Raw genomic sequence first — 9,787 nt, 5'->3', positions numbered from 1 at the left:
AATAGCAAAACTTTTGCCTTGCCTACAGGACGTAGGTACCTCGGCGTGAGCAGGACGCGGAAGCGGTGTTATCTACAATATTTTCTTGCTTCAAAATAGACCTCTTAATTAAGATAATTGGTATAAACCTGAGCTTGGGATAACTTTACTGTCACTTACAAGCTCAGGACGTAGGTTTTTGGGCGTTTAGTTTTAGTGTTTATTGCTGCTCTTCCATCTCTTTTTGATACTCCTGTGCAAGTTGCGATTTTTCACTTTTATCAAGTACCTTACCCGCACGCTGGAAAAATGCTTGCTCTTCGTCAGCTAAATGATGTTCGACTTTATCTTTGAGCTTTTTCAGTTTGCCAAGCCAACTGGGATCTGAAAACTCCGTATTATCTAGTGCCTCAATTAACTCATCGATTTCATGGTGCTCCGCGATACCGTGACGAGAGTCTTCAATCGTCATGTCGCTGTGCATTAATGGAGCGTAAAAGTACCGTTCTTCTGCGACAGCATGTGCCTCTAGCGCGTCTTTCAACTCTTGATAGTACTTTTCGCGGACTTTTGAATCACCGGAAGTCTCCGCTAACATGTTTAGAAGCGCACGTTGATGATCATGATCTTGTTTAATCGCGTTAAAAATTTCCATACCGGTACCTCGGATTGTCTAGTTTAAAAGGTTAATTTGATCGTTTTTCCTGAAAAATGACATCAACTTGGCTCTGTGAGCCTCGTTGTTGGCACAAATGATCAGCAGCCACTTGCCTTGTGCAACTTTTGATAACGCTGCCTGATTAAATGGGTCTTTGTCTGGGCGTAGCGATACTAAGCCTGATGCGAATAACCCCAAGAACAAGCCCGGACTGAGCAGTGCAATAAAGGTCAAGTAGGGATTTGCTTGAGTAAACATTGGCCCATAATTGACTAACCACCCTGCTAGCAAAAATGCCAAGATGACTCCAATCGCGCCTAAATAGATGTGCCAATTGAGCATGTTTCTGGCCAGCTCGGGATCAGACTTACTAATTAATTGTTTTTCAGGGTCGCTTTGCTGGGGTCCAAGTAATGTTAGCTGCTGTTGCTGAACTAAACGTTCATTGAGCAAATCATCTTGTAGTTGCCTTACCGCGGCTTTTTCCGACAAAACGGCGCCAACTCTATGATCTGAAAAGGATAAAATTTCTACACTCGTCACAACATTTCCCTTAACTATTGATGTCTTAGCGAAAGAGCTGCAAGCGTTATACCTAATTATTCAAATGTATGAAATATAAGTATAATTTTATCTTTCATACGATTTCTAGTTGGCTAAGAGTCATTGATTGAGTAGGGATTACAGAGTAGAAATTACATATTTTGATATAACATAACTTATTGAATGTTTTAAGAAAGGGTAGACTGTTATATTCCCCGTTCTGTATCAAATTTTTTACATTTATATCGATGTGAAATATAAAGCTCTCCCCATTTTTAGTACGTATTTTGAGCAAACGCATGAAATTATTGCATAAATATTTAAGGTGAATTAAATATTATTAAAATGTTAACTTTGGGGTTTATTTATTTTCATTGCTGCCTAGTCTAATAAGACATGGGAAGCCAACATGTGTTTCCCATGTCTTCTGAAGTTGAAGGAGAAAGAAGTCATTTGTTATCGCAGGATGTAAAAAGCGAGAAAGTAAAAGTGACGATAAAACAACAATACTAGGAGTGTAATAAGTGAAATTATCTACAGTAACTATGGCTACAGCATGTGCAATTGCGTTTACGTCATTGAGCGCTCAGGCTGCAACAAAACAATACTTAAATCAAAAATCAGATCTAAACACAATGTTAAAGTCGGCGTCTCAAACTGTACTCAGTACGCAGCCTAAGGTGCTTATTGGGTTAGAAAGTGCAAGCCAACTTAAAGAGTTAAAAAGCTTTAGCAATAAAAAGGGTGAAACGACCACACGCTTTCAGCAAACCTATCATGGCTTACCGGTGATCGGCGACACCGTTATTCTTACATTCGATGACGCTGGTACATTAAAAAAAGCACATGGTGCAGCGGTATATAACATTGCAGCGGATCTTGCTGCCGTTAAACCAACGCTTAACGCAGCTAAGGCGTTAAAAATGGCTGAAAAGCAGTCTTTGCAAAGCGAGAAACAGCACAAAAAGCACAACGAAAAGTCTCGTTTAGCAATTTGGCTCGATAGCAACTCGACAGCACGATTAGTTTATGAGATCACCTTCGTTACCTACGGGGATGAGCCGAAACGCCCATATTTAATTGTGGATGCAAACACTGGCGAAATATTAGAAAGTTTTGACAACTTACAACACGCTAACGCAACCGGTCCGGGCGGTAACGAAAAAACTGGCCGCTATGAGTATGGTACTGACTACGGGTACTTGGATGTAGCACAGTCAGGCAATACGTGTTCGATGACTAATGCGAATGTTAAGACCATTAATTTGAACCATGGTAGCGGTGGATCTTCAGCACACAGCTTTACTTGTCCAGAAAACACCTTTAAAGAAATCAATGGCGCTTATTCTCCACTAAACGATGCGCATTATTTCGGTAACGTTGTTTTTAACATGTACAATGATTGGCTTGGTACTGCGCCGCTTTCATTCCAGCTGCAAATGCGCGTACATTACAGTAACAATTATGAAAACGCATTTTGGGATGGTAGCGCGATGACCTTTGGTGACGGTGCCAATACTTTTTACCCTTTGGTCAGCCTAGATGTCTCTGCTCACGAAGTAAGCCACGGATTCACCGAACAAAATTCTGGCCTAGTATATCGCTATAAATCTGGTGGCCTAAACGAAGCCTTTTCTGACATGGCGGGTGAAGCGGCTGAATTTTATATGAAAGGCAGCAATGACTGGTTAGTAGGACAGGATATCTTCAAAGGTAGCGGTGCATTACGTTATATGAATGACCCTACCCGTGATGGCCGCTCTATTGACCATCAGTCGAACTATACATCAAGCATGGATGTCCATTACACATCAGGTGTGTTCAATAAAGCATTTTATAACCTTGCAACCACAGCTGGCTGGGATACTAAAAAAGCCTTTATCGTGATGGCTAAAGCGAACCAAATGTATTGGACAGCGAATACTGATTGGGATTTAGCTGGTAATGGGGTAATGGATGCAGCTTGTGACCTAGGCTATGAACCAAATGATGTAAAAGCCGCGTTAGCTGCGGTTGGCGTTAACTCTGACCTAAGTGCAGGAAGCAGCTGTTCAACAACACCGCCTCCACCTCCAGGCGGTGATGAAGAGTTAGTTAATGGTCAACCGCGTACCGGTATTGATGGTGCAGCAAAAGCTCAAATGTTCTTCACGCTTGATGTGCCCGCTGATGCGACGAGCCTAAATTTCACAACTTCCGGTGGAAGCGGTGATGCGGATCTTTACGTGAAGTATGGCTCTCGCCCAACACTGAGTAGCTATGACTGTAATAGTACCACGTCTACAAGCAACGAAAGCTGCGATATTAGCAATATTCAAGCCGGTAGATACCACGTTATGGTAGAAGCATGGAACCAGATCTCTGGGGTGACATTAACTGGCACCTATAGTGCAGCCGGTGGAACGCAACCAATTGATCGCACTGAGTCTAATATTGACGTCGCTTCTGGTGGTTGGGCTCGTTTCACACAGGAATTAGCTGCGGGTTACAGCAACCTTGAAGTCAACATTTCTGGTGGCTCAGGTGATGCTGATCTATACGTCAACTTTGGTTCTCAATCGACAACATCAAGCTATCAATGCCGTCCGTTTAAAAACGGTAACAACGAGAGCTGTACAATTGCGAACCCACAACAAGGTACATGGCACATAGATTTAAGAGGTTACAATGCAGCAAGCGGCGTAACTTTGAATATTAAAGCGAATTAATCTGCCAATTCAATAGGGAGCGTAAGCTCCCTCTTACTTTTTAGGGTGATGGACTAATAACGTGAGCAACTGGTTAGTAATATTTTTTGCTGCATGTTTTGTGATAGCTGCATTGCAACCAACTTCAGCAACGACTGTTATGGGTAAGCAAGCCTAAAACAATACGTTGATTAACCTGAGGTTTGGATAAGAAATATTCCAATTCATTGTTGCTAAAACACAACGTAGTTAGCGCTAAAACTGACAGCAAGAAAGGCAATAATTATCGGCAGCTCAAGTTAATTAATATCGCGCCACACGATACTTAGTCTATCAACCATGATATTTCTCATTTGAACATGCTGATTTATATTGATGTATTTGGATAAAGATTAGGTTCAAGTGAGCAGAGGATACAACAATGAATGTTACCACCCCATTACTAATGAGTATGGCTTGCCTAAGTTGTGTAGCCACAGCATCTGAGGAAATATGGATCACCATGGATGCGGATTCAAGCCAACATTTTCAGGTGCATAACTCAATAAGAGGCAACCACTTTGAACAACTTTCGATAGCCAATAGCGACATTAAAGCGCTCAAAGTCCCAGAACATTATCACAGCGAGCTAAGTGCATTTATGCATGATGAATATCACCGCTGTGGTGGATTTGTAGCTCATGATTCTCTTGAAAGTGCGCAAAGCTACTTAGCGCAACTTGAAACCATAGATCCAGCGGCAACGTTGGTCAATTACAGCATTGATAACCCCGAGCGAGTCAATAGTCTGCTATCTAAGGTTAATACTGCTAATTTAAGTGCCACGGTTAGCTCACTGACTAGTTTTTATAATCGTTATTACACCTCACAATCAGGGATTGATGCTGCGCAGTGGGTAAAACAAAATTGGTCTGACATTGCGGCCAGTCGCTCAGATATTACAGTTGAATACTTCTCTCACAGCTGGGCACAGTCATCTGTAATTGTCACCATCGCTGGGAGTGAGCTTAGCGACGAAATTGTGGTAATTGGTGGACACCTTGATTCTATCAATCAGTCCAATAGTAGCGGCTTGGCACCCGGTGCTGACGATAATGCGTCAGGGATCGCGGTATTAACACAAGCGCTTAAAGCAATTGTTGCTGATGGATATAAACCACAACGTACTATTCAAATTATGGGTTTTGCCGCAGAGGAAGTGGGTTTACGTGGCTCCAAAGCGATTGCTCAGGCTTACAGTTCACAAGGTAAAAATGTAGTAGGGATGGCGCAGTTTGATATGACAGGCAGAAATGGTAGCAGTGCAGACATCGTGATGATGACAGACTATACCAATAGCGCTCAAAATCAGTTTCTAGGTCAGTTGATAGAAACCTATTTACCCAACCTAACTTATGCTTACGACCAATGTGGCTATGGCTGCTCTGATCACGCATCTTGGTATCAGCAGGGTTTTCCAGCTTCAATGCCATTCGAGTCTAGAATGTCAGATATTAATAGAAAAATTCATACAACAAACGACACTGAATTTGATGCAACTCATGCGCAAAAATTTGCCAAATTGGCGTTGGCGTTTGTTGCTGAACTCGGTAAAAATGCAGGAGACCCACCTCCTCCTTTACCTGATAATAAACTCGAAAATGGTGTTGCGAAAACGGGCATTTCAGGCAATGCGAAGAGCCAACAGTTTTTTATCATGGAGGTGGCAGAGGGGGCATCTAACTTAAGTTTTAGCACTTCAGGCGGCTCAGGTGATGCTGATCTTTACGTCCGATTTGGTGCAAAGCCAACATTAGAAACGTATGACTGCAAAAGTACTAATTCTACTAGTAACGAGCAATGTGATATATCAACGGCACAGGCCGGTACTTACCATATAATGGTGGAGGCGTGGAACGCTATTTCAGGCGTCAGTCTGCTAGGCAAATATGATACCTCCAGTGGAACCCCTCCTATTGACAAGACCGTAGAAAACATAGCAGTTGCCAGTGGCCAGTGGCAATACTTTACCCAAGCGTTGGGTGCTGGATATCAAACGTTAACAATCAGTACTTCTGGCGGAACCGGTGATGCTGATCTTTATGTTAATTTCGGTACACAACCCGATACTGGTACATATCAATGCCGACCATACAAAAACGGCAACAATGAACAGTGTACTATTTCAACGCCACAAGCCGGTACTTGGCATATCGGTTTGCAAGGGTACCAAGCTGCGAATAATGTCACACTGAGTATCAGCGCTAACTGACGCCAGCTCGCAGTATCAAAGAAAGTAGCTGATAACGATAAAACTACATTGATGTATCAGTGCGAGGAGAAAATTAGTCACTAAATAGGTTTAAATTTGCTATTTAGAACAACTAAGTAGTAAAGCTTTTACCAGCTTAAAAGGAACCAACTGCGGTGTTAGTGACAAGGTTTTCTCGCCTTAGCATAGGCCATTTAATTAATGGGTATAAAGATGTGATTTTATTGACATGTGGCTTCTGTTAGACTCATCGAGTCTGCTCAGGAGTCACATGTGTCGCATAAGTTCTCAATTAAGATATTAATTTACTTTTTACTATTATTGTGTGGGCTTTGGATAAGCTATTTTTTAAATGTCACGCAGGATGAAGAGCGAATACTCAGCCAGACTAAAAGTAATTTGGAAAAGCTCAAGGGGTACGTTCAAGCTGAGTTTAGCCGTTACCAGGCGATACAATCTCAATTGAGTCAAAGTCCTTTGGTAAAGCTTGGCCTTCAGCCAAAAAGCGATGACAATGACAACGAACTCGATCGTTACCTTCAAGATATACAAATCTCCAGTGGTGCATCAGACATCTATTTACTTGACCTTAGCGGCACAGTGATCGCCAGCAGCAACTGGGACAAACTACATAGCTACAAGGGAAGCAATTTTGCTTTTCGTCCTTATTTCTACCAAACCATCAAAGGCGATGCCAATGTATCGTTTGCTCTGGGATTGAGATCTAAGACACGAGGCTTTTACTTTGCTAACCCTGTGTATGAGGACAGTTTGCTGTTAGGTGTAGTGGTCATGAAAGTGAATGCCAGTAAATTTGAGTCAGACAAAGCTCAACTAGATACCGGCACCAATAGCCACTTCTTAATCGCAGACAGTAATAATATTGTACTTGCATCGAATGTAGAGCAGTGGCGCCTAGGAACATTATTGGCATTATCGTCAACTCAACGTGAGCAAATTACTGTTGCAAGACAGTTTGAGAATGAGCCTTTAAAGCCTATTGGCTGGCGCGAATTGTCTGACAACCGAGCGTGGAGTGTAACGCACCAAGGGGAAGTGTTAGTGCAACAACAAGTACTCTTGCCGCAATACACGCTTTATTTGTTGTACGAGGTGGCAGCAATTAAGTCAGCTCAGTGGGGACGGCTTGGGATCACAGCCCTTATCCTGATAATTATATTCGCTGTCGCTGAGTATACATTGAGTAACCTTACAGGCTATCGACAACTACTATACAGTCAGCGCACGTTGGAAGCTGAAGTTGCATATCGTCGGCAGGAGCTAGAGCATGCGCAAGATGCGTTGATCCGGGCGGCAAAACTTGCCACCATAGGGCAGTTGAGTGCGAGTATCAACCATGAGATAAACCAACCTCTTAGCGCCATGAGTGCGTATGTTGCAAGTGCCAAACGGCTTGCACAAAAAGGCGAGGTGCAGCCTGTTGTCGAAAACATGGTGTTGATTCAATCATTGATCACCAGAGTGCACAAAATTGTTGCGCAATTAAAGTCTTTTAGTCAGCATCATGATAATAAAATGCTGACGACTAGCCTCAAGCACTCAGTAGATAACGCTCTGGTGATAGTTGGCCCAGAGCTAAAGCGCACAGGTGTTGAAGTGCAATGCGAAGGCTTAGCGTGCAATATCTGGGTAGACCCATTTAAATTTGAACAAGTGTTGGTCAATATCATTAGTAACGCCTGTCAAGCACTGACTGAGCAGCATCAAAAGCGTATAAAAATATGTGCCCAAGCCCATGAAAGCAAAGTACAGCTGTCTATTATTGATAATGGCGAGGGAATTAAGCAACATGCTTTATCGACTATATTTGAGCCGTTTTTTACTACTAAAAGTGGTAACGGGTTAGGACTTGGATTGTCTATTTCAAAACAAATTATCGAGTCGTTTCAGGGTCAATTGAGTGCCCACAATCACCCCCAAGGTGGTGCAGAATTTTTAATTAGTTTATATATGAAGAACCCGCAGCATGACTGAAAACAAGACGTTGTTAATTATTGATGATGAACCAAGTATCCTCGATGCGCTCAAGCAGCTATTCGAAATTGAAGGATATGAAGTCCATTGTTATACCAATGCCGCTCCTGCCTTAAAAAAACTCTCGCGCCAATTTCAGGGGGTGGTGCTGTGCGACATTAATATGCCTGAAATGAATGGCATCGAGTTTTTGGAGCAATTAACTCAATTTGATTCTGAGCTACCGGTGGTGTTTCTCACAGGATATGCTGATGTAGAGGTCGCGGTTAAGGCTATTCAAAAGGGCGCTTATGACTTTTTTGAAAAGCCAGTGTCTGAACCGCTTTTAGACTGTATAGAGCGGGCGCTTGATAAGCGCCGCTTGGTGATGGAAAACCGCGCGCTTAAAGCTCAAGTGAAGAAGAAATCAGCCCCAGGTGTTAGGATCCTCGGTGAGACAAAGCAAATGCAACAAATGCTGCATTTACTTGATGCAATTATTGATACGCCAGCAGATGTATTAATCGAGGGTGAAACTGGCACAGGAAAAGAGCTGGTTGCACGTTATTTACACGACCACAGTGAGCGTTCTAAGCATAACTTTGTGGCCATAAACTGTGGTGCAATTCCAGAAGAACTTATAGAGAGTGAATTATTTGGAGCTAAAAGCGGTGCATATACTGGAGCAAAGGAGTCACGCGAGGGAAAGTTCTCTTTTGCTCAAGGAGGTACTTTATTTTTAGATGAGATTGAAGCAATGTCAGCTGCGCTGCAAGTTAAGCTGTTGCGAGTGCTTGAAGAGCGCAGTGTAACGCCAGTGGGTAGCAACATTTCTATCGCGCTTGATATTAGAGTGGTTGCCGCAACCAAAGTAGAGTTGCATGAACTTGTCGAGCAAGGTAAGTTCCGATCAGATCTGTACTACCGACTGAATCTTGTAAAAGTGAAGATCCCACCGCTGCGCTCGAGGAAAGCAGATATTCCTTTACTTTATAAGCATTTTAGCTCAATAGCAGCCACGCGGTTTCACAAGCCAATGCAACCGATAAGTCCAGAACTTGAATCGCAACTATTGGCTCAGCCTTGGCCGGGTAACGTCAGGGAGCTACGCAATCATGCTGAACGACATATCTTGCTTGGTGGAGCGATGAGTGACAGCAGCATCAACCCAACTTGGTCTGAAGACACGCTAAGCTTGGCTGAAAAAGTCAGTTATTATGAGCAGTCTCTGATTGAGGAAGCTTTGGCTCAAAGCCAAGGCAGCATCAAAGAAGCCATGAGCTTGCTACAAATCCCAAGAAAAACACTTTACGACAAGATGAATAAATATGGCTTAAATCGTACTATGTTTGCTGGTGGGGATTAGCTTTTACGGTGTAGCCACTCCCTCTTGATGTAAACTAAGGGCAGATTTAAACCACTGCTCAGTTAACCACTTCACACTACGCTCAATACATTCATAGTAATTAGGGGGCGTTGGCCTTTGCTGTTTGATTTTTGTTCCTTTGCATGTGTTTTGAACGCAACGCTCGACTTACCGCCTAATAATCCCAGCAAACGTTGAGTAACAATGAATAAAACGCATTCAGATGAACCCGAAGGGCTGCGCTTGATTGGCATTTTTACTGTGTTGCCCGACAAGGATATGGGGTAAGGTGATACCAATTTGACTGAATACTTGCTCAATTTGAAGGA

General features: G+C 42.8%; 6 protein-coding genes. 4 read left to right on the top strand and 2 right to left on the bottom strand.

Features of this window, described 5'->3' with window-relative positions; genetic code table 11:
* Positions 1-199: 199 nt before the first annotated feature.
* Complete coding sequence (locus D9603_RS20660; RefSeq protein WP_125253448.1) at positions 200-634, bottom strand: hemerythrin domain-containing protein; 435 nt, start codon at positions 632-634, stop codon at positions 200-202.
* An 18-nt stretch (positions 635-652) separates the two neighbouring features.
* The gene (locus tag D9603_RS20655; protein WP_128732739.1) at positions 653-1,180 is read right to left on the bottom strand and encodes a hypothetical protein; all 528 of its coding nucleotides are present in this window, start codon (positions 1,178-1,180) and stop codon (positions 653-655) included.
* Between the two features lie 524 nt (positions 1,181-1,704).
* Between D9603_RS20655 and D9603_RS20650 the strand changes: the two genes are divergently transcribed.
* The 4 genes from D9603_RS20650 (at position 1,705) to D9603_RS20635 (ending at position 9,458) form a co-directional block, all read left to right on the top strand.
* Positions 1,705-3,888, top strand: a complete 2,184-nt coding sequence (locus D9603_RS20650; protein WP_128732738.1) for a M4 family metallopeptidase — start codon at positions 1,705-1,707, stop codon at positions 3,886-3,888.
* Positions 3,889-4,288: 400 nt separating this feature from the next.
* The gene (locus tag D9603_RS20645) at positions 4,289-6,118 is read left to right on the top strand and encodes a M28 family metallopeptidase (RefSeq protein WP_128732737.1); all 1,830 of its coding nucleotides are present in this window, start codon (positions 4,289-4,291) and stop codon (positions 6,116-6,118) included.
* A 273-nt stretch (positions 6,119-6,391) separates the two neighbouring features.
* Positions 6,392-8,113 (top strand): ATP-binding protein, encoded by a 1,722-nt coding sequence (locus D9603_RS20640; RefSeq protein WP_128732736.1) that lies wholly within the window; start codon positions 6,392-6,394, stop codon positions 8,111-8,113.
* Positions 8,106-9,458, top strand: coding sequence for a sigma-54 dependent transcriptional regulator (locus tag D9603_RS20635; protein ID WP_125253453.1), 1,353 nt, complete (start codon positions 8,106-8,108; stop codon positions 9,456-9,458). The genes D9603_RS20640 and D9603_RS20635 overlap by 8 nt, the downstream gene beginning before the upstream one ends.
* Positions 9,459-9,787 lie beyond the last annotated feature (329 nt).

It is taken from the genome of Pseudoalteromonas sp. PS5 (genome assembly GCF_004103255.1).
In the GTDB taxonomy this organism is placed as follows: domain Bacteria; phylum Pseudomonadota; class Gammaproteobacteria; order Enterobacterales; family Alteromonadaceae; genus Pseudoalteromonas; species Pseudoalteromonas peptidolytica.
Note: the sequence above shows the minus strand (reverse complement) of the source record. Positions and strands in the feature narration are given on the sequence as shown.

Bases quoted from the DNA above. Each gene is read 5' to 3' on its own strand.
- D9603_RS20635 (WP_125253453.1), top strand. From the start codon at position 8,106: ATGACTGAAAACAAGACGTTGTTAATTATTGATGATGAACCAAGTATC.
- D9603_RS20660 (WP_125253448.1), bottom strand. From the start codon at position 634: ATGGAAATTTTTAACGCGATTAAACAAGATCATGATCATCAACGTGCG.
- D9603_RS20645 (WP_128732737.1), top strand. From the start codon at position 4,289: ATGAATGTTACCACCCCATTACTAATGAGTATGGCTTGCCTAAGTTGT.